Source organism: Anaerobacillus sp. ABA4_114 (assembly GCF_056159065.1).
Genome location: NZ_JBSWUM010000001.1, coordinates 3,578,446 through 3,598,925 on the forward strand (window position 1 = coordinate 3,578,446; position 20,480 = coordinate 3,598,925).

A 20,480-nucleotide genomic window follows, 5' to 3' on the forward strand; every position below is an offset into this window, starting at 1 on the left:
AATCTTTTTTCTCAACTTACCAGCAGTGACACATTCCAATTCATATCCATACCGTATAACTATGTAGAAGAAAAAAAGGAGGGGTGAAATGTACTTCCATCACAGACCACCGTATATACCACCAAACAGATATGTACCTTCTGAATATCTTCGGCCGATGCCACCTGTTCAAGTAACTCGCTTTCAAGCTTCTGCAGGTACGTGTCTTCACCTTATGGAAGAAGGTAGGAAGCTATTGAATAAAGTGCATGACGACCATCATTTTGCGCACGAGCTAAAAGATGCAGCTCAAAGTAACGACCACACTTATGTTCACTCCCTTATTAGAAGTACTGGTGTTCAGTCTGCTTTGAAAACCACCTATACACCAGATGCGATTCGAATCGATCTTCATACCGGGGACGAAAGTGATTGCAGCGAACTCTCGATCAAGCTTTGCTGGTAATGAAAAAGAGAGCCTGACTAGAGGCTCTCTCATCATGAACTATTTCACGATTAATACCTGACATGGTGATTGCTGGGTTACTTTCTGACTAACGCTTCCTAACATCCATTTTTTCACGCCACTCAAACCTCTGCTACCAATCACGATCAACTCAGCTTCCGTCATAACAGCTAGATCTACTATCTCCTTAGCAGGATCACCTGCTCTTACTTCTGTGTGTACGTTTATACCCATATGCCTTAAAGTTTCCTTCACTTCCCTCAGCATGGCTTCTCCCTGACTTCGTTCGATGTTCATGCCTTCAGTATTTTCGTTCACAGGAGAAGGAACGCCAGCATGGCCCTCATTTCCAATGCTACCAGTTCCATAAGGAATTCTCGTTGCAGCCTGAGTCGAAAACTTATTCGAGTCCTTCATCACATGTACAAGCGTGAGGGAGGCTTGGTTGAGCTCTGCAAGCTTTACTGCTTGATGCAACGCTTTTTCACTATCTTCAGAACGATCATAGGCAACCAGAATTCTTGAATACATACTATTCACTCTCCTTATGGATTGAAGTAGTAATGATATACCCGGTTCCTCTAGAAAATAACTCTGTGTTTGAAAGCGTATTCTTAACGATATATTTGTTACATGATCATAACGTAGAAGTAATCAAATTCTTTTCAATCTTCTTAAAGCGAATTTAGAAACTGAGGTTCATGTAGTATAATGAACTCTACTATTTGTACGTTTTTTGGAGGGAGAGACTGTGGAAGATAAGCAACACGAACAAGAACTGTTAACGCTTAAAGCGATCGCTGAAACGCTAAACCGTTCGACTGATTTGGAGAAGATGCTCCAGGCTGTGTTAGAAGAATTGCTGAGTGTAACCGGACTAACATCTGGATGGATATTTCTCACACACGATCGATCGAGCTTTACGTGTGCTGCAGACTCACATTTACCTCAAGCCTTGTCACAGAACAACAAGCAGTTGATGTGTTCTGGATCATGCTGGTGCTTGAACCGTTATTGGGATGGCAGGCTTAAAGAGGCTGTAAACATCATTGAGTGCAAGCGTCTAGAAGATGCCACGAAGTTAAAACTCGGTAATACTGAGGGACTGACGCATCATGCTACCGTACCTCTTGCTGCAGCAGGTGAAACGTTCGGGTTACTTAACGTCGGGTCTCCTGGAAAAGAACAGTTTTCAGATGAAGAATTAACGTTATTAGAATCTGTGGCATATCAAATTGGTACCGCTATTAAACGAACGCTACTGTTTGAAAGTGAACAAAAGCGTGGCGAGAATTTCTCCAAACTCGAAACGATCACGAGAGAACTTTGGAAACAAGAACGAATCGATCATATCATCGACATCGTAATAAGTCTTACAGGCAAATGCTATGGATGGCCATTTGTTGGCTTTTTTGTAAAAGAGGGAAACGATTTTCTGTTATCTAAACATCATATAGATGGGGAAAAATCACTTTCGAAAGAATGTTACGCTAAAGAAGAACTTCCTATGATCGATCAAGCTTTTGATGAACAGCAAACTGTGGAGACAACTAGTGAGTTTTCACTATATCCGGAAGCAGCTTCAACGCTCTCACTACCAGTTTCAGTAAAAGATGAGCATATCGGCGTTCTTTTAGTAGCAAATGAAAAAGACAACGCTTTTGAAAGTAGTGAAAAGGATGTTACGAAAGCAATCACAGATCATATGGCTCTAGCGATCGAACATGTAAAACTAAATTACAAGAAACAAGAGCTGCTTCTCGCTGAAGAACGGAACAGGTTAGCGAGGGATCTTCATGATTCTGTTAGTCAGAAGCTCTTCTCCTTGTCGATGACGGCTAGAGGGGCGCGCAGCTCACAAGAAGAAGAAAACCCTGTTCTCACAGATGCGCTATCAGATATTCAGCAGATGGCTCAGGACGCGATGCGTGAAATGAGAACCCTGATCTGGCAGCTTAGACCTGCTGGAATGGAGGCCGGTCTTATGACTTCATTAAATTCCTATGCGGCAGGTCTTAACTTAGAGCCTCACTCTGAGACGGAAGGCATTAAAGAGTTACCGAGGTTTATTGAAGAGGCTTTGTGGAGGATCGGTCAAGAAGCGCTAAACAATGTACACAATCACGCAAACGTGAAAGATGTTCGAATTAGGTTGGAGATACAGGAAAAGCAAGTAGCACTTACGATTAAAGATTCAGGAAAAGGATTTGACCCAACCACATATACGTCACTCACGTTAGGGGTTCAGGGAATGAAAGAACGAACGGAGCTGCTAGGCGGCTCCTTAGAAATCAATAGTATTCCAACTCAAGGCACGACGGTTAAAGTCGTTCTGCCGCTAATGAAGTAGAAAGGGATCGATATGAAAATAAAACTTCTCCTTGCAGACGATCATTTAATGGTACGAAAAGGATTGAGACTCTTCTTACAAACGCAGACAGACATCGAAATCGTAGGCGAAGCGTCAACAGGAAAGGAAGCAGTAGACTTAGCTGAAGAACTTCATCCAGATGTTATTTTGATGGACCTTATCATGCCTGAGATGGATGGCATTCAAGCCACTAAAAGCATAAAAAAACAATTACCGAAAACCAAAATCATCATTCTCACGAGTTTCTCTGATCAAGAACACGTTTTACCGGCTATTCGAGCAGGTGCAGAAGGATATCAACTAAAGGATATCGACCCTGACGAACTGATCTTTACAATCCGTTCTGCTTATAAAGGACACCGTCACCTCCATCCTCAAGCAACGAATCAAATACTTTCACACATGAATGGGACTTCAGAGGCAGAAGGTGAGCCATCACTCGAAATGCTTACACCGAGGGAGAAAGACGTATTACGAGAAATCACAACAGGGAAAAGCAATAAAGAGATCGCGACAACGCTATATATTACCGAAAAGACAGTCAAAACGCATGTCAGCAGCATCCTCTCTAAACTAGGACTACACGATCGAACGCAAGCTGCATTACTAGCTACCCGAAAGAATTGGTTTGACGCATACGACTAAAGTCTGAGAATGGTATCGGTCATTCTGCGGATTACGACTTCTCACTATTCTGATATTCTAAAAGTATAGAAAAAATAATGAAAGGGGAATACGCATGAATATTCTTGTAATCAACGGCAGCCCACGAGAAAAATCGATGACACGCAATTTATCGAACACAATTATTGACGAACTAGATGAAAAAGGGATCAACGTCCTCTCCTTTGATGTAAATTTTCATGAACTACCGCTTTTCAAAGGCGATCAATCAGACCTAGAGCATCCTGAGGTACAGCGCCTCTTAGAATATGCGACCAAAGCTGATGCTTTCTTTCTTTGCTCACCTGAGTACCATAACGGCATGAGCGGTGCCCTAAAAAACGCGCTTGATTTTCTTGGTGGGAGTCATTTCAAACATAAGCCTACAGCGCTTGCTTCCGTAGGTGGCGGTGGTAAAGGCGGCATCAATGCTCTTAACAACATGAGGACAGTAATGCGCGGCTTATACGCACTCGTGCTGCCTGACCAATTTTGCGCCGATCCGACTTGCTTTGATGAGAAAGGATACATGGCAGACGAACAAGCGAAAGAACGATTATTAGTCGTAGTGAACGAACTGATTACGCTCACTAAACAAGTGGGCCATCCAACAGAAACACATCAAAACGCATCCAACTGATCTTGGATGCGTTTTTCCTTATTCGATTACTCCTGATTCTGTTATCACGACCTGCATATTAAATTTAATATCGACCTCTGGATAACGGTCCTTCCACTCGTCGTAATCAAACTTCCCTCTTGTAACACTTCGGACGGCGTTCCCGAGACCTAGCGGATCGATGCCCTCCTCCTGAAACTTCTTAATCATCTCTCTTCCTTTCGCTTCAACCTCTGCCTCCATATCCTTTTCTATCTTATTTATCACCTTGGGACTTAACTCATTGCCCGTGTACTCCTTTATTACGCCTAACACTTTTCCATTCAGCGTTATCTCATTCTTTTTCAGCATTTTCAAGTCGATCTTTCTCTTTGAAGCAATGTTGTATATAGAAGCATGATTGCCATCACCAAGATCAGTTGTGAATGAATCGTTGCTGCTGAAATTTTCATAAAGGATTTTAAAGGTGAAGAGATCGTCCGCAGGTAACTCAGCTACCATCTTATCTTCTTTTAGTAAAGCAAGCCCTGAAATCTTCACTTTTCCTTCCTCCATCTTGATGAGTGGAAGAAATGGGTCATTACCTTCTGAAAAGTAATAGTAGAAAAAGTTATGCAAATTCGTTTTCGGAAGCATCCCATAATTACTGTTATGATCTAAAATATTATGAATGAAATGTCCTGTATCTGCATTCCCATAATTCATACTCAACATTTTTTCGATGTCGGTATCTGAGATCGCTAAAAATGCGCGCGATCCTATCGAAGGATCTCGTTGGAGGGTATCGGTGAGTTCCATGATCCCATCTTCTTCAGCAATCTTTCTACTATAAATGGCGAGCTGTAATTTTCCACTTACAAATGGCTTCGGAGATTCAGAATTGTATTGACTTCTTATCTCTTTACTAATTTCTGCTTCCTCAATAAATACGCTGTTCTCAATCTTTCCATCGGCCTGAAATTGTGGAGCAACAGCTATTCCTTTTATTTTTCCATCATCACCTTTTTCATATCCAATAACGGTTACCATCTGAATGTCGTCCACAACTGAATTTTCTACACAGCCACTTAGTAAAAGGATGCTTATGCATAATAGCACTGGTAATTTCATTGACGCTTCCTCACTTTGTATACGACGAATTGTAATAGATAAAGAAGGGGGATATAAATGAAAGTCATATAGAATCCAACATTACTTATACTGCTATTCAACAAGTCAATGTTTCCTCTTTCTGTAAGCATGCCATTTACAATCAATATTAAGATTAGAATTGGAATCGTCGCTTTTCTTTGATTCACTGTAGTCAACCTTCTAATTCCTCTCCCAGCAACCCAAACCGTAATACATATATTTGGGAGGATAACGAGTGCCCAAGTTGCGATCCCAATATATTCAAATCGCTCAACAAACGGCATCTCTGCAATTTTCCACGTCGTCAGCGTTGCCCATATTGTTTTTTCTAACTGACTCTCACTAAAAAAAACAATTGTGGCGATCATGACGATAACATAAATAAAAATCGTTAATAAATGACCACCTTGAGCCCAGCGATGCGATTTAGCAGGGTCTTTAATGAAAGGGAAATACAGGAGGAGCGTGGAGAAGCCTAAGTATGGAAGCGCCCCGCCTTTGGCACCCGCATATAGCTCTGAGATTGAGTGGTTAAGTATTGGTAGTAAGTCTCTAAAATGGCCGTGATACAAAGGAAACACCATCGTCAATAGAAGATAAAATGGTAGCACAACCCCAAAGAATGAAATTCCAGTAACGACTTTAAATCCGCCAGAAAGACAGTAGTATACAAGAATTAAGAAAACACCACCAAATATCCATTTATTTAAATCTGGAAACATCCAAACCTGAACCACTTCTATGTATGTTCTTAAAACCGTAATGCTCATCGCGATAAAATAAATAATAAGGATCCAGCTCAGAAGACCTCCCAACCATTTCCCTAAAAGGTTTTTATGAACTGAAATGATATCACCATTTTCTTTCAACAATATTTTGTACATGAGAAAGATGATCAGGTGAAGGCTTAATCCTGCCGCCAGAACTGATATCCACGCATCGTTCCCTGCTTCTTTTGTAACGATGCGCTGAAATCCCATAACCCCAACGCCTACTTGCATCGTATGAACTAAATAAAACACAAGGAAAGGTGAAATTTTATGTTGTTCTTTAACTTCCGCATCTCGCATATAAAATCTCTCCTTTCACCTGCTATTCATGAAATTCGTTCTTATCTTTTTCAAACCTCACCGTCGATTCAGTTTGTAGTTGAATCGGCCTCTTCGTTTGAAATCTATGGGGTAATCTGACCAACGCATCTTTCAAGTCTTTTACTCGAAGTGGATAAATCGGCTCAAGAAACGGCTTTCCAAGTGACTTTAAGCGGAGCAGATGAATGAGTAAGAAGCAGAAACATAGTACGACGCCTAGTAACCCCCACAGATGAGCAAAGAGAAGAAATGGAAAGCGTATGAGTCGAATGGTATTACCCATTCGATAAACAGGTGTTGTAAATGAAGCAAGTGCAGCTAGTGCAACGATAATCAATAAGACATTACTCGTTAGACCCGCTTCAACTGAAGCAGTTCCGATTACAATACCACCAACGATACCGATCGTCTGACCAACCTTAGTAGGTAGCCTTGCACCCGCCTCTCTTAATAGCTCGATCGATAGTTCTAAGAATATGGCCTCTAGAATAGGAGGAAGTGGTATTTGCTGCCTTGAGCTTACGAGCGTACTGAGTAAGTCACTCGGGATGAGCTCGTAGTGATACGTCAATGTTGCTACATAGAGAGGTGTTACGAGAATCGAGAACAGCACTGCAAATATTCGAATCAGTCGTGCCGTAGATGCGATTATCCAATTCACGAAATAATCTTCGAACGCTGAGAAAAACTCGATAAATGTTGTAGGCCCAAGAAGAGCTTGAGGGGACCCTTCTGATAAGATGACAATCTTACCTTCACAAAGCACGGATGCTGCCCGATCTGGCCGCTCAGTATCAACGAGCTGAGGAAAAGGAGAATTCTGATTGTCTGTAATAAGCTGCATGATGACGGAATTATCCACGACTTGATCGATATGAATACTCTTCAAGCGATCTTTAACGATCTGTATATTTTCTTGATTGGTAATTCCATCTAAATAAAGGACGGCTACTTTTGTATGAGTAAGCTTTCCAATCGTTATTTCATAAGCTTTCAACTCATGGACAGGCAGTCTTTTACGAATCAAGTGAAGGTTTTTATCAAGCGATTCCACAAACGATTCCTTTGATCCTACCACCGTAAACTCTACTTCAGGCTGTGAAACTTTTCTCGAAATATCTGTAGGGGAAGGAACTAAAGCACACTCGTTAGAATTTTCATTGAATCGAACGATAAGATACCCGTTCATGACTTTCTGAGATATCTCCGAAAGATCATCCGTTACAATGATTCCGGGAATGGGAACAACCTCTTTCACCTCTTTAGGTGATGTAACCTTATTCTTCACCATCGGCCCTAAGATTTTTTCACTAAGTTCTTTCTCATTTACTAACGTTTTAAAGTAGTATATAAAATACGGCATACCGGTCTGTTCACTTTTAAAATGGAGAAAATCACCGGATGTTTTCAAGTTAGTAATGAGTTGGGGTAAGTTCTTTATCTGATCAGGTTTTTGTCGTTTTTTTAGCCATTGAAACACACGGATCACCCCACATTCCTACAATACTCTCTGTACGTTAGTGTTCTCATGATTCATTTGATTATCCAAACATGCACACAAAAAAGAAGCGCTATAATGCGCTTAAAGTTAGCCTTATATTTACCTATAAAAAGAAGCCTGCCGAGATTTTCTCGACAGGCTTTCATACCCATTTATTGACCTTGTGCTAATGAATAAGCAATTTTCCCATTAAAACGGTAGAGGTTTTCAATCTTGATCCAATCAAGCTCTTCGTCTTCGATGCGTGAAAGCAGTTCACGTATCTCTGACTGCTCGACTTGCTTTCCTTCTGCCTTTTGGAAGCGGCAACGCCAGTGGTCAGATAGGAACGTTTCTGAGAAACCATTTGGGTAAACTTTCACTCCGCGGTTTGTCATCATGACGAACTCAAAGGATTCTCCAGCCGCTCTTTCAAGCTTTTCGCCGATTTCATCTACAGTGAGTGTGTTGTTGAATAAGAAGACATCTGTACCATCTAATTCTCTCTCAACTTCGTGTTTTGGACGGTCAAAATCTTTTTCTTTTTGAATTGTTTTCTTGTTATACGAAACGGGTTCGAGCGTTGATGGAGACTGACCAAGACGTTCAACGACAGCCGCTGCAAATTCTTTCGTTCCTACAGCTGCTTTCCCTCTAGCCATGTCGCCTGTTAAAACACCGTCTTCAATCGTCTTCAACCATGCATTATGAATCTTCTCAGCCGCTTCAGGCTGTCCGATATGAACGAGCATCATGATTGCTCCGTGTAAAAGGCCAGACGGATTTGCAATTTCTTTGCCCGCGATATCCGGTGCACTTCCATGGATTGCTTCAAACATAGCGATTTCGTCACCGATATTAGCAGATCCCGCTAAACCAACACTACCAGCAATTTGAGCAGCGATATCGGAAGCAATATCTCCGTAAAGGTTTGGTGTTACGATTACATCAAACTCTTCAGGTGTATCTGCAATACGCGCCATACCAATATCTACGATGTAATGACTAGATTCGATATCTGGATATTCCGCTGCGATTTCTTTAAAGACTTGATGAAATAAACCGTCACTTAATTTCATGATGTTATCTTTCACTAAGCAAGTGACCTTTTTTCGATTGTTTTGACGAGCATACTCAAACGCATAACGAACGATACGCTCAGAACCTGGACGAGAAATCAATTTTAGACTTTGAACAACATCAGGAGTTTGTTGATGTTCGATTCCTGCGTATAGATCCTCTTCATTTTCACGTACAATCACTAAGTCCATGTCTGGATGTTTGTTTTCAATAACTGGACTATACGAAACGCATGGGCGAACGTTTGCATACAAACCCATAGCAGTTCGAATCGTAACGTTTAAGCTTTTATAGCCCCCACCCTGAGGTGTTGTGATCGGTGCTTTTAGAAATACTTTCGTACGGCGTAATGAGTCCCATGCTTCTTGTGGGATTCCAGTGGAGTTACCTGTAAGATAAACTTTCTCACCTACATCAATATACTCTGGTTCTATTTCTGCCCCAGCTTGTTCTAAAATGTGCATCGTTGCTTCCATAATTTCAGGACCTATTCCGTCCCCTGTCGCAACTGTAATCGGACGCTTTTCTGCCATGGTTCTCTCCCCTTCTCTCTGGTCAGTCTCACAGATTCTATGATAAACCATCATGTTATCGCTTTCCTTCGTTATTATAGAAATCCTGTTGTTTTTTGTCAATTTAGCACGATGTAGTGCTAAAACAAAAAAGAACCTCATTGATGAGGTTCAAAACTATTCAGTGCTTCCCATACCGCAGGAGTTCGAATACAGCTTGCTTTCCTGCGGACGAACGCCCGAGCCTCCTCCCGGACAAAAAACGTCCGGTCCGGGGTCTCGGTCGCCCGTTCTACCGTGGGATTCAAGCTGTATTCACTCCTACTAGATTGCAATCAAGTAACACTGTCCAGATTTTCAATCGTGAGGTTCTTCCTATTATTGCAGTGCCTTCACATCGTCTACGATTTCATCATATTTGACGTTCGAAACACCTTCGTATTTCATAACTACGATTCCCTCTTTATTCACGAGATAGAAAGATGTTCCGTGAGTGAACTGGTCAGATTTGGGGTCAGGTAGTGCTAGTGTTTGAAAGCTATTCTTCGCGAACTCCTGGATTTCATCTCCATCATAACCTGTTAGGAAATGCCAGTTAGATAAATCTGCATCAAACTTTTGAGAAAATGTTTCGAGCTGTTCAGGTGTATCACGTTCTGGATCTACACTAAACGATACGATTTCAGCATCGATATCTTGCTCTGCTAGTTTATCCTGTATTTTAGACATGTTGGATGTCATAGGAGGACATACCGTATCGCAATTCGTAAAGATGAAGTTCGCAAGCCAAACGTCACCTTCTAAATCCTTAAGACCAAATTCGCTGTTTGTGTGATCCGTATATGTAAACTCTTCAACTTCCCAATCAAGATCATCGGGTACATCTTGTCCGCATGCTGCTAATAGCAAGATACTGATAAGACCGATCATCAATGTTAATTTTCTTTGCATTACTTTCTTCCCTCCAAACGTAATCGTTCTCTTACTACCATATATGATATATAATCGACTTGCCATACGTTTTATTCGTTAATTTTGAGCATTTCTTGAAATAGCAAATATAAATAGCCTAATAAAAAAAGTCCCGTCCATCACTATTGAATGAACGGGACTTTTTTTGCAATCACGACGGTGTAGTCCCCCGCCGTGAAAAATCCTATTAAATGTTATTCATCTAAATTGATATTCAATAACCCTTCAGCGAGTTTTCTAGATTCATTTCCATAGGAATCCTTTACTTTCACTTCGATTTTAGCTCCTTTTGCAACTATATTTGATGTAGCAGTCCAATACCCTTCGTAATGTCCTTCTGACACTTCCATCATTGGAAACTCAGTCACACTTTGAGGCATCATAGTTGGATTTACGAGAGGCATATGAATTGAAAACGTAGCCTTTAATCCTGGTTCACTATCAAATTCAATCTTTACCGATTCTCCAGCTTGAAGATTTTTAGTTTGATCAGGCTTTAGATTACTAATCTCCAATTCATCTTGCTGTGAATAGACAGTAATGGATTTCTTTGCCTTATTACCTGCTTTATCTTTTGCTACAACTTTTATTTTATTTTCACCTTGATCTAGTAAGATACGAAGCGAATACTCTCCATCTTCTACTTTCGCTTTTGTCCCATTTACTTTCACCCATGCTAGGTTTTCATCACTGATTTCACCTTTGACTGTCACAGAGCCTTTATTCGTTTTCCAACCATCTTTTGGAGAAGTGATTGTTAGCTCTGGCTTATCTTGATCCAAAATGACGAGAACCGAATCTGATTCATCTGTCATTCCATTGTCGGTAGACGCTCGCGCAGTCAAACGATTGTCACCTTCGCTCAATTGAATTTCTTCAGCAAAGTAACCGGCGTTATCAGAAGATGTCGTCGCTTTTTCTTCCCCATTATTATAAAGATGTACTGTAGTAGAAGGTGCTGTTTCTCCTTCAACTAGAATCGTGTCTTTCTTTGTATAAGTTTTATCTTTTGGAGAAGTAATCGTAGGTGCTGTTAACTCATAATCCACAACCGCACGGATCATATAGTTTCCTTCTTCTTCAGGCGTCTTCGACCATGCTCCACTTACATATTGCCAACTACGGTCGACATATTCTCCATCTTCATCTGTTGCAAGTCCTGGAGCGTTTGGATTAGCATTCGCTTGAATATAAGTGAGGTAAAAATCACCTTCTACAATAACTCCACGATCTGAGAGGTCGACCATCGTCCATTCTCCATTTCGAAGAGCTGTTGCATCGATCGGACCAGCGAGCTTCTTGCCTGGTGCTCCATCTGGACCTGAAGCATCATGAATTTCAACTTTGAAATCTGTCCCGCCTGGATTTGGCCATTCTGTATTCCAGAACCTGAATAAACCGCCTGTTACAAGTGCGCGTTCTTGCCCTTCCTCAAGTGACATTTTGACAGACCAGCCGTTACCGGCATCATAGAACGCACGTGCATTCTCTGCTGTACCATCATCGTATCCAATTTCCCCACTGTAACCAATAAAAGGAGAAAGTGCTGCGTCTTGAACAATTGTTTCACCGGCTTCCACAGTGATGGTGAAGGTTTCACTATAGTAACCAGCAGCAAGAACTTTTAGAGTATATTCCCCTTCATATCCTGTTAATGAGTAGCGACCTTCCTCATCAGTCTGAACAGGTGCGATTGCTGCATCTTCTACTAATAGGACGGTCGCTCCTTCGATTGGCTCACCCGTTTCACTATTCGTTACTGTTCCTGCAACTTCTCCCTCAGGAATGGCTTCTAAAGTAAAATCAGCTTCCGTTATTTCATCATCCGTTATTGTTACTTCCTGAGTTTCTGATTGATAACCATATGCTTCTGCAACGGCTGTGTATTCGCCTGCTGCATGAGTAATGGAATAGCTTCCATCTTCCAAATCAGTTGTTGCGGAGCGCCCTGTCTCAAGAATAGACACTTCTGCTTGAAGCGGCAAAGCTTGAGGTGCAGGGGCTGGTTTCTGTTGATCAGGAGCTTTTACATTGAAAAGTGGTGTAGGTTTTAGTTTGCTAGGAATGACCTTTTCTTTCGCTTTTACGCTAGATTTCTCAACGACAGGCTGGGTAGTGGCTCTCATAGTTTTCTTAACAGCGACTTCCATCGGCTCAGATGATAACTTCACATCATCAATATACCAGCCCTGCTTCATAACACTACCATCCGTTTCAACGTGAAAAGCTAAATAAATACGTTGATTTTCATAGGAGGATAGATCCACCTCTTCACTCATCCAACCATCAGAAAGATTATTGTATTCTCTAAGAGCTTCCCAATTTTCCTGATCGGTTGAAATGAATAAATGACCATAATCATAGTTTCTTTCAAGTTCATACCACTGACTAAATTGAAGGTATGCTTCACCATCTTCAAGGTCGATAGGTGGCATCATTAGCGTCATATTCGCATTGTTATCATAGGCACCATCAAGATTCGTACCATAAACTTTTTCTCCAGAGAAGGCTTCAGGACCGGCTGTCGGTGCTCCCCACTCCCAAGAATTATTTTCACCCCAGCTCATCCACCCAACTGGTTCTGATTCAAAATCACTCTCATAGCCAGTTGTGATGCCAGGCATAATGTCTACTTGATAGTCGTCCGTTGTAACGACATGCCCACCATAGTCTTCAATTTTGAACCTGTAACTAACGGAAGGTTCATCGATCGCTTCCCCAGGTATAGTAGCTTGATAGGATCCAGAAAGATAGTTCCCATCAACTCTTGCAGCTTCTGCTGAAATCCACTCACCATCAACAGCATACTCAAGTTCTACATTTGTTACGCTGATATTATCTGACGCCGTAATGGTCAGAGGAAGATCCATTCCTGCATAAGCCTCTGAAGGTGCCTCATGTTGATACGTTGGCTCTTCTTCATCATTTCCTTCCTTCATGACTTCTCCTTCTAATGTACCAAGACCACTCATAACAGATGAAACAGCATCAAAGGCATTTACTAACCCATAGCCGTACCCATTATTCGGGGATTCAGGAAATTCATCATCCGTAAGCGGCGTAACCGTACTGAAAAAGATGTCTTCTATTTCATCAACCGTTAACGACGAATCAGCTTGAAGAAGAAGAGCTGCAATCGCTGAAACGTGAGGTCCAGCCATCGATGTACCATTCCAACCTCCTTCATAGTTACTTCCCGGTACAGCAGAACGTATATTGACGCCTGGTGCTGAAACGTCTGGTTTTATTTCATCATAAGGCGATGGTCCTTGCAGTGAAAAGCTTCCGAGCGAATCATTAATGTCTGTCGCTCCGGTAGCAAATGACTCCGGATAATTGGCAGGTGTAGCGATGGACTCTGGGCCCCCTGGATTAAATAACGTTGTATTTCCAGCTGAAAATTCAGGGAAAATATCGGCATTTCGCCAATTCTGAACCATCGGACGATACCACTCATCAAGTCCTGGTCCGCCTCCCCACGAGTTATTTACAACGTCTGGCGCTTTCTCTGGGTGCGGGTTTCCTTCAGCATCTTTCGGAGCAAGAATCCACTCTCCTGCCTCAAGAAGATCAATATCTGTTCCTCCTTCTTCGCTAAATGCCTTTACTGCAATCCACTTCGCACCTGGAGCAACACCGATCTGGTTTGAACCATCCGGTTCAACGCCAACCATCGTCCCCATTGTATGTGTTCCATGGCCATTGTCATCGTATGGAGCTTCTTCACCGCTAACAGCATCAAACCAGTTAAATTCATGATCTACTCCTTCGGAACTGTATCCTCTATACTGTTCCATTAGAGCTGGATGATCCCACTGAACACCGGTATCGATATTAGCAATGACTGTCCCTGCTCCGTCAATTCCCATTTCCCAAACTTCTGGAGCCCCTACTCGTTCAATATTCCATTCAATTGAATTCGTTTCGGCAGTCGTTTTTTGCTTAGTTTTGTTCGCCATTGGCTGAATCTGTCTCATTTCATTAGGGAGGATCTTCTCAACTTCTGGCATGGAAGCAAGATGCTCCATTACTTTCTTCGTTGCAGTTACTGCCATCCCGTTCACAATATAGAATGATTTTATGTTTGTTGCATTGCCTTTTTGCTCTTGTTGTTCTAAGTAAGTTGTAACACCTTGCTGAGTTTCAATTGCCGTAGCTCTAAGTGCATTGACTACTGCCGATCGTTGTGTGATTTCTGCTTGCAATGAGGTTAAGTTCTTTTTCTTTGCAGTAGCTTTCGCATTTTTTGCTACTTTCGTGGTGTCTGCCTGTTCAGCAAATTTAATTAAGAACGTTACTTTTTCATTTTTCTCAAAAGCTTTCGTTACTTTCTTGTTGATTCGATCGCTTTCACTTTTCATCGATACAGAAGATTTGTTTCCGGCATCTGCTTGCATAGCTGGCTGCATGAAGCTCGTGATGAGGAGAATAAAACAAGCAAATAGCATAAGAATTTTACGTCTTTGCTTCTTCAAATTTCTTCCTCCCTTATTTGTTGTGGTAAAGCCTCTTTTCCTCCCTCCTGTGTTCCAGCTTCATCTCCCATGCTATACCAGTAGTTACCATAATTAAATCTAAAATAACATAATTTTCAGAAAATAAACCAAACAAACCATTGTACTTTCAATATAAAATAATGACTTATTTCTTACTTATTTCTTCCATAAATTACATAAACGTTACCCTTCTGAAATTCAACATTACAAAGGACTATTTACCTATCAATATAAATCAGCACTAACGGCTAAGACTAAATAACTGCAATTACTTTTCTAATCTTTAAAGCCTCACTAAAAGGAGGATGTATATCAACAATAAGCAACAATCTTTTTTCCATTTATGGATAGTCCTATTAAATACGCTATTTTTCGCTAGATTTTAGGTCGTCAACCCCAAATCGCTTTGCACAAAAATTCGACAAGTCTCTCAACAGTCTCCTCATAAAGTTTTAGTAAATTAGAACGACTGAAACGACTGAACCAAACCAGCAAAAAAAGTGGTACGTGAACATCGATGCTGTTCACGTACCACTTTTCTTATGTTATTTCCTTTTGTCTAATCAGATCCTCATTTTTCTTTTTGAACATTTCTAACGATCCTTGTCGCTAGTTTTCGAGGCATGAATCGCACGGATTTTGCCATCAAGCGATTTTGTCGACCAGGTATGATCACACTTCTGTTGCTCATAAACCCTTTATACCCTATTTTAGCAACAGACTCTGCATCCATCGTACCCATATTGAAAAGTTTTGATTTACCTAAGTCCGCTCGGTCGGCAAAATCTGTTTTTGTAGGACCAGGACATAGTGTCGATACTGTTACACCAGAGCCGTTTAACTCGTTTTCTATCGCTTCAGAAAACGACAGAACATAAGCTTTAGAAGCATAGTAAACGGCCATCAGTGGACCTGGTTGAAATGCAGCCGTTGAAGCGATGTTTAAGATCTTTCCGTGACCTCTATCTTTCATTCCGCGTAAAAATAGCTTCGTTAAATGTGTGAGGGAATTGATGTTCAAGTATAACATGTCCATCTCTTGCTGAAGGTCGTTCTCTATAAATCGACCAAACATGCCAACACCAGCGTTATTAACGAGAATGTCAACTTCCTTCCCGATTCTTTGTACTTCAGCATAAACTTCATCCGGTGCCCCAGGCTTCGAAAGATCGCTTACGATGACGTCAACCTGAATACCATGCTTCCTAAATTCGTTTGCGTTTTCCTCTAATTTTTTTTTATTTCGTGCGACTAGAATCAGGTCGACGTTATCTTTCGCCATTAGTTTGGCTAACTCATATCCTAAGCCACCTGATGCTCCAGTTATCAGTGCAGTTTTCACGTATATTACCTCCATTACTTCTATTAGTTTAAACTTTTAAACATTAAATGTGTTAAAAAGTAGAAGACTAAAAGCAAGCATCTTCTACTTTTGCTAATAAGTGTTTTAATGTTGTTACGCTATCTTCTAACTGTAGTGAATAAAAACGTGTCGTACCTTGTTTAGAAGCAGCTACAAGCCCTACTTCACGCAGGATCTTCAAATGGTGAGAGATCGCTGGTCTTGATAAAGTTGATTTCTCCGTGATTTCATTGACACTCAATTTGTCATGTTCACTTAAGAGCATGATAATATCCTGTCTATATGGATCACCTAACGCTTGAAAAATTGGTGTGCTTTTCCTAAAAAGATCAATTACCTCGTGATGCTCTTGTTCGTTATTCATAGAAACCCACATCCGTTCAAAAGTTTAAACATATAATCTAATATGATGATAAGGAAAAAAGAGCTGGTTGTCAACCCAACTTGTCGAGGAACCCATTTCATTATTCGGTGCTCCCGATACCGTAGTCGATGACGACCGCAGGAGTCCGCGATCGTCTCTCCTACTTGATGAGAATTTATCCAAAACGAACGTTCCGTCCAATGGTTTAACAGGCAGATATTTCAATATCCATCAACATTAATTAGAATGGAAATTATCATCTACTTTCATCTACCTTCGAGACTTTCTCTACACTCTGTGGTTGTCAACCTCTCTAAGCCTATGTACAACTACCGATCGTCCACAGACGACTCAGCCATCAGACAACGTTCATCTTGGTAATCGACTTGGATCGTTAAATGTTCCAGATGCAGCTCTTCAACAAACTCTTGAATTCGTTCTTTAATGTGGATGATTTCAGCTTTGTCTAGAGACTCTTCCACAACGATATGAGTACTAAGAACATGCTGTTCGCCATCGAGAGACCATAGATGCGTATGGTGGGTCGAAGTAATGCCTGGTAGAGCTGCTATCTTACGTTTTATCTCTTCCAAATCGACACCCTCAGGTACAGCATCTAAAAAGATCATAAGTGTTTTCTTGAGGTTCTTAATCACATTCACCAACACATAGAGCGTAATCATAACCGAAAGAATCGGGTCGAGAATCGGGATGTTTTTAAACATCAGAACGATACTCACGATCAATACAGCTACCCAGCCTAGTACGTCTTCAAGTAAGTGCCACGTTACCACTTTTTCATTCATGGATTTACCACTACGGAGTTTAAAAACAGCTGCACCGTTCACGAGAACGCCTAGAATTGCTAATACCATCATTCCACTCGCTTGAACAGGCTCTGGATTTAAGAGACGAGGGACGGCCTGTGTCAAAATAAAAAGGGAGCCGCCAATTAAAATGATGCTGTTGATTAAAGCTCCTAGTAACGAAAATCTTCTATACCCAAAGCTAAACGTGGCGTTACTTCCTTTACGGTTTGATTTCTTTTGGAGATACCACGAGATTCCTAATGATAATGAATCTCCTAAGTCATGCAGAGCATCAGATAGGATCGCCATACTGTTCGTTAAGAGGCCGCCTATGATTTCTATGATAGTAAAACTGAAGTTTAGGAAAAATGCCGTTTTAATATTTTTTACTGAGCTGTGATTATGGTGTCCCATCTTATCCCTCTCTTCGCTCGAATTCGCCATTATTATGTATTCCTTACTTCATGCTGTTTATAACAAAAAAAGACCTTTCTCCTCGGAAAAGTCTTTTATACATTACCAAATGCCCAGACCCAGTAGGCGACTCCCCATACTGCGCTGATAATAAGTAATATAATAAGCAGTCTTATATTTTTACTCCTCATGTTCAGGCATCTCCTTTTGATTCTCTTCCTTTCTTTCTTTTCGTTTTAGCATATAAAGAAAGAAACCAAACAGTCCGAAGACAACAAAGAAGATAACCGTCGACATGACGACTAAGATTGATCCTATATCCGTCATCTCGTCCACCTTCCTATGAAAACACTGTTAATTCCTTAGCCACTATAAGATAGATAGATCGATAATGCACCGATCACAACCATCGTAATAAAAGGCAGAATAAAAGCTAAGAAAATAACAGCAGATTCAGTTTTATGCTGCTTAATTTTTGCTAACATGCTTATTCCCCTCTCGTTCGTTCTATCCACATTATAACTTCGCTTACATTCATTCAACACCTAATTTTATGAACGTTTCTAAACTTTTTTCAATCATTCCTACTAATCATGACAAGCATGATTGATCGCCTGACTCAAAAGCGCCATAACGTGTGTATCATCTGGGGAATAATAAATGCTTGTTCCTGCTCGTCGAAATTTAACCAGCCTTAAATTTTTCAAGAAACGCAATTGATGTGAAACGGTGGATTGAGACAATTGAAGCCCTTCCGCTATTTCACTAACAGAGCATTCATGATCTGCTAGAAGATTTAAGATGCGTATTCTTGTAGGATCACCTAGTGCTTTAAACGTTTGCGACACGATAAATAACGTTTCTTCATCAAGATCCACGTTCTCAAGGATAGCGTCTCTTTCTTGATTATCCATACTTTTTCCTCCGTTTTATATGAATGTGCGTTCATATATGGTCCTGATGCCATTCTATGTGAAGGTTTGCTCTACTGTCAACTAGAGGTCAGAATGTCACGGTTCCTTCACACATTCCTATTAGGTATTGTTGTATTTCATTTGATTCCTTTTTACAATAATGGTAGAGGTTAATGAGATTTTGTATTGATGTGGTATGATGGGTATGTTGATTTGCTATGACTGGCTTATGAAATATAGATGGAGGTGTTCCTGATGTGGGAACAATTATCAAGCACGTTTTCCTTTAGTGCGTTGTGGAGCCCTGGGTTAATGGTCGCTGCCATTTTCGTAGGAGTACTCTATTTACTTCTAACTGGACCATGGAAAAATTCTTTTAAAGATTCAGCTCCTTTTCCGTTGTATAAAAAGCTGTTCTTTCTTTTAGGCGTATTTATTCTCTATATTGGATTCGGTGGACCTTTATCACTTATGGGGCATTTACTTTTAAGTATCCATATGACCGAGATGGCACTCGTTTATTTAATCGCACCGCCATTGATGATCATCGGTACGCCAGCGTGGATGTTAAGACCGCTTCTCAATATCAAGGTCGTCCATAAAATTGTGAAGTTCTTTACGTTTCCAATCATTTCATTGCTCTTATTTAACGGGCTGTTTTCCTTTTATCATATCCCTGAGATCTTTGACTACTTAATGGTTAACTATACAGCTCAGGATATTTACAAGGTCGCACTGATTCTATCCGCTTTTGCAATGTGGTGGCCACTTGTATGTCCTGTCCCTGAATATGATACCTTATCAGGAGTGAAAAAGCTTGGATATATCTTCGCAGATGGTGTTCTATTAACACCTGCGTGTGCATTGATCATCTTCGCTTCAACTCCTTTATATGCTACTTATACTGATCCAACTGTATGGGCGACGGCAATGGGTTACTGTGTTCCTGGGGGCACTACTGTACCTCCTGAACTTTTCGCTCAATTTAAACCACTCGGAATCTTAGAAGACCAGCAATTAGGTGGAATCATCATGAAGATTATTCAAGAAATCTCATATGGTTCTGCACTAGGCTACATCTTCTTCCAATGGGCACGAAGAGAAAGAGAAAAAGATGCAGAAGAACTACAATCCGCAGATTTTCGAATGAGTGAAATTTAACTAAAACAGGCAGTGAGGAAAAATTCTCACTGCCTGTTTTTTAATTCGGTAATCTTCTTAATAAGAACTTTCGACACACAAGTCCTATTCCAACACCTATCACAATTCCGAGTATCGGAGTGAATGTGGGTGGAATCGGTATAACATTCGAGTAAATGACTCCGATCGTTGAAAAATATGCCCCTGAAACAAACGGAATACTTACGTATGTAGGAATACGCATGCTAAGACGCTGATATGCCATCACATAGCTTTCAAAAATCGCAAACAAATAGATACATGGATAAAACATCGCCCATTGATAGTTTGTTACATCGACTGCAAGGCTTGACTTGCCTTGAAAGCTATACAGAATGTTCAAGTTAAGGTTCGAGTTTACATTGATTAAAAATTCGAGAAGGATAAAAAATCCGCCGCGAATATAAGCACGATTTAAAATTTGTCCAAACCCTGGAAACGCGATACTCCAAAGTAAAACCTCAATAGGATAAAACTTCCTTTTCATCTGATCACCAGTTTCTCCACAGCTTTGTCACTTCCCTATTTTTTCCAAATAACTAGGATTCATTCTTTATTCATGGAATTATTTTCAGAA

19 protein-coding genes are annotated in these 20,480 nt (G+C 40.8%); 5 read left to right on the plus strand and 14 right to left on the minus strand.

The window, feature by feature from the left end:
- Positions 1-88: 88 nt before the first annotated feature.
- Positions 89-445 carry a YuzC family spore coat inner layer protein gene (locus ACXAEY_RS18420; protein ID WP_474814089.1) on the plus strand — a complete coding sequence of 119 codons (357 nt, stop codon included), beginning with the start codon at positions 89-91 and terminating at the stop codon, positions 443-445.
- Between the two features lie 39 nt (positions 446-484).
- Here ACXAEY_RS18420 and ACXAEY_RS18425 read toward each other — a convergent pair whose 3' ends face one another.
- Complete coding sequence (locus ACXAEY_RS18425; protein ID WP_270182555.1) at positions 485-976, minus strand: universal stress protein; 492 nt, start codon at positions 974-976, stop codon at positions 485-487.
- Positions 977-1,196: 220 nt separating this feature from the next.
- Here ACXAEY_RS18425 and ACXAEY_RS18430 point away from each other — a divergent pair, with 220 nt between their 5' ends.
- From ACXAEY_RS18430 to ACXAEY_RS18440, 3 genes are all read left to right on the plus strand, one after another.
- Positions 1,197-2,795, plus strand: coding sequence for a GAF domain-containing sensor histidine kinase (locus tag ACXAEY_RS18430; RefSeq protein WP_474814091.1), 1,599 nt, complete (start codon positions 1,197-1,199; stop codon positions 2,793-2,795).
- 12 nt (positions 2,796-2,807) lie between these two features.
- On the plus strand, positions 2,808-3,461 hold the full coding sequence (locus tag ACXAEY_RS18435) for a response regulator (RefSeq protein WP_474814093.1): 654 nt from the start codon (positions 2,808-2,810) through the stop codon (positions 3,459-3,461).
- A 94-nt stretch (positions 3,462-3,555) separates the two neighbouring features.
- Positions 3,556-4,119, plus strand: coding sequence for an NADPH-dependent FMN reductase (locus ACXAEY_RS18440; RefSeq protein WP_474814095.1), 564 nt, complete (start codon positions 3,556-3,558; stop codon positions 4,117-4,119).
- 18 nt (positions 4,120-4,137) lie between these two features.
- Here ACXAEY_RS18440 and ACXAEY_RS18445 read toward each other — a convergent pair whose 3' ends face one another.
- The 12 genes from ACXAEY_RS18445 to ACXAEY_RS18500 form a co-directional block, all read right to left on the minus strand.
- Entirely contained in the window at positions 4,138-5,208 is a 1,071-nt protein-coding gene (locus ACXAEY_RS18445) for a Ger(x)C family spore germination protein (protein ID WP_474814097.1), read from the minus strand.
- Positions 5,205-6,299, minus strand: coding sequence for a GerAB/ArcD/ProY family transporter (locus ACXAEY_RS18450; RefSeq protein ID WP_474814099.1), 1,095 nt, complete (start codon positions 6,297-6,299; stop codon positions 5,205-5,207). Before ACXAEY_RS18450 ends, ACXAEY_RS18445 begins: the two co-directional genes overlap by 4 nt.
- 22 nt (positions 6,300-6,321) lie before the next feature.
- On the minus strand, positions 6,322-7,800 hold the full coding sequence (locus tag ACXAEY_RS18455) for a spore germination protein (RefSeq protein ID WP_474814101.1): 1,479 nt from the start codon (positions 7,798-7,800) through the stop codon (positions 6,322-6,324).
- A 173-nt stretch (positions 7,801-7,973) separates the two neighbouring features.
- Positions 7,974-9,413, minus strand: a complete 1,440-nt coding sequence (locus tag ACXAEY_RS18460) for an NADP-dependent isocitrate dehydrogenase (RefSeq protein ID WP_270182548.1) — start codon at positions 9,411-9,413, stop codon at positions 7,974-7,976.
- A gap of 357 nt (positions 9,414-9,770) precedes the next feature.
- Complete coding sequence (locus tag ACXAEY_RS18465) at positions 9,771-10,343, minus strand: SCO family protein (protein ID WP_474814104.1); 573 nt, start codon at positions 10,341-10,343, stop codon at positions 9,771-9,773.
- 215 nt (positions 10,344-10,558) lie between these two features.
- A complete protein-coding gene (locus tag ACXAEY_RS18470; RefSeq protein ID WP_474814105.1) occupies positions 10,559-14,839 on the minus strand; it encodes a S8 family serine peptidase in 4,281 nt (1,426 codons plus the stop codon).
- Between the two features lie 592 nt (positions 14,840-15,431).
- Positions 15,432-16,217, minus strand: coding sequence for an SDR family NAD(P)-dependent oxidoreductase (locus tag ACXAEY_RS18475; RefSeq protein ID WP_474814107.1), 786 nt, complete (start codon positions 16,215-16,217; stop codon positions 15,432-15,434).
- Positions 16,218-16,269: 52 nt separating this feature from the next.
- Positions 16,270-16,587 (minus strand): ArsR/SmtB family transcription factor, encoded by a 318-nt coding sequence (locus tag ACXAEY_RS18480; protein ID WP_474814109.1) that lies wholly within the window; start codon positions 16,585-16,587, stop codon positions 16,270-16,272.
- Positions 16,588-16,916: 329 nt separating this feature from the next.
- Positions 16,917-17,840, minus strand: coding sequence for a cation diffusion facilitator family transporter (locus tag ACXAEY_RS18485; RefSeq protein WP_474814111.1), 924 nt, complete (start codon positions 17,838-17,840; stop codon positions 16,917-16,919).
- Positions 17,841-17,990: 150 nt separating this feature from the next.
- A complete protein-coding gene (locus ACXAEY_RS18490) occupies positions 17,991-18,137 on the minus strand; it encodes a hypothetical protein (protein ID WP_270182543.1) in 147 nt (48 codons plus the stop codon).
- 35 nt (positions 18,138-18,172) lie between these two features.
- Positions 18,173-18,295 (minus strand): hypothetical protein, encoded by a 123-nt coding sequence (locus ACXAEY_RS18495; protein ID WP_270182542.1) that lies wholly within the window; start codon positions 18,293-18,295, stop codon positions 18,173-18,175.
- Between the two features lie 102 nt (positions 18,296-18,397).
- Positions 18,398-18,724, minus strand: coding sequence for an ArsR/SmtB family transcription factor (locus ACXAEY_RS18500; protein WP_270182541.1), 327 nt, complete (start codon positions 18,722-18,724; stop codon positions 18,398-18,400).
- A 255-nt stretch (positions 18,725-18,979) separates the two neighbouring features.
- On the opposite strand from ACXAEY_RS18500, the gene ctaG reads away from it, so the two are divergent.
- Positions 18,980-19,885, plus strand: a complete 906-nt coding sequence (ctaG, locus tag ACXAEY_RS18505) for a cytochrome c oxidase assembly factor CtaG (protein WP_270182540.1) — start codon at positions 18,980-18,982, stop codon at positions 19,883-19,885.
- Between the two features lie 40 nt (positions 19,886-19,925).
- Here the strand turns inward: ctaG and ACXAEY_RS18510 are convergent, their stop codons facing one another.
- Positions 19,926-20,390, minus strand: a complete 465-nt coding sequence (locus ACXAEY_RS18510) for a hypothetical protein (RefSeq protein WP_270182539.1) — start codon at positions 20,388-20,390, stop codon at positions 19,926-19,928.
- Positions 20,391-20,480: the final 90 nt, after the last annotated feature.